Genomic DNA, 951 nt, shown 5'->3' with positions numbered 1-951 from the left:
GCCCCGGGCCGGCGACCCCCCCGCCCGACCCCCCGGTTCGGGGCCGGTGCCCGTCGCAGGGGCAGGTCCATTCCGACGGGAACCGCCCCCTTCCGTCCTGGAGGAGGCCGGGGCGACGACGCCGGCGCCGGGTCAGCGCCCGTCCCACCGGGCGCGCGGGTGCGCCTGCGCGTAGACCTCGCGCAGCGCCTCGGCCGTGACCCGCGTGTACACCTGCGTGGTGGTCACCGAGGCGTGGCCGAGCAGCTCCTGGACCACGCGCACGTCCGCGCCGCCCTGCATGAGGTGCGTGGCGAAGGAGTGGCGCAGTGTGTGCGGGGAGACCTCCTCCGCGAGCCCTGCGCGGTCCGCGGCCGCCTTGATCACGGACCACGCCGACTGCCGGGACAGCCGTCCGCCGCGCAGGTTGAGGAACAGGGCCGGCGTGGCCCGCGCCGCGCGGGCCTGCGCCACGAGCGCGGGCCGGCCGCGCACCAGCCAGGCCGCGAGCGCCTCGGCGGCATACGACCCCACGGGCACGATCCGCTCCTTCGAGCCCTTGCCGAACAGGCGCACCACGGGCACCTCGGCGTCGGCGCGGGCACCTCCCGGCTCCCCCGTCAGCCCGACGACGTCGTCCACGTCCAGGCCGACGGCCTCGGACACGCGCGCGCCGGTGCCGTAGAGGAACTCCAGCAGCGCCCGGTCCCGCAGGCCCGCGGGGGTGTCCACGGGGACGGCCTCCAGCAGGCGGGTGACCGCGTCCACCGGCAGGGCCTTGGGCAGGCGTTCCGGGGCGGCCGGCGGGGCGACGTCGGCGGCGGGGTCCGCCGCCGTGACGCCCTCCAGGGCCCAGAACCGGTGCAGTCCACGGACCGCCGCGAGCACGCGGGCCACGGAGCGGGGGGCCAGCGGACGGCCGCCGTCCCCGCCGGTGCCCAGGGCCGCGACGAACCCGGTGACGTGGCCGGC

General features: G+C 78.9%; 1 protein-coding gene. It reads right to left on the bottom strand.

Going from position 1 to position 951, the window contains the following annotated elements; genetic code table 11:
• Window positions 1–132 precede the first annotated feature (132 nt).
• A partial coding sequence (locus Q4D18_RS06790) for a tyrosine recombinase (protein ID WP_303126750.1) occupies window positions 133–951 on the bottom strand: 819 nt, incomplete at its 5' end.

Source organism: Micrococcus sp., from assembly GCF_030523875.1.
Classification (GTDB): Bacteria; Actinomycetota; Actinomycetes; order Actinomycetales; family Micrococcaceae; genus Micrococcus.
The sequence above is the reverse complement of the archived record's forward strand: the minus strand, read 5'-3'. Positions and strand labels throughout refer to the sequence as shown.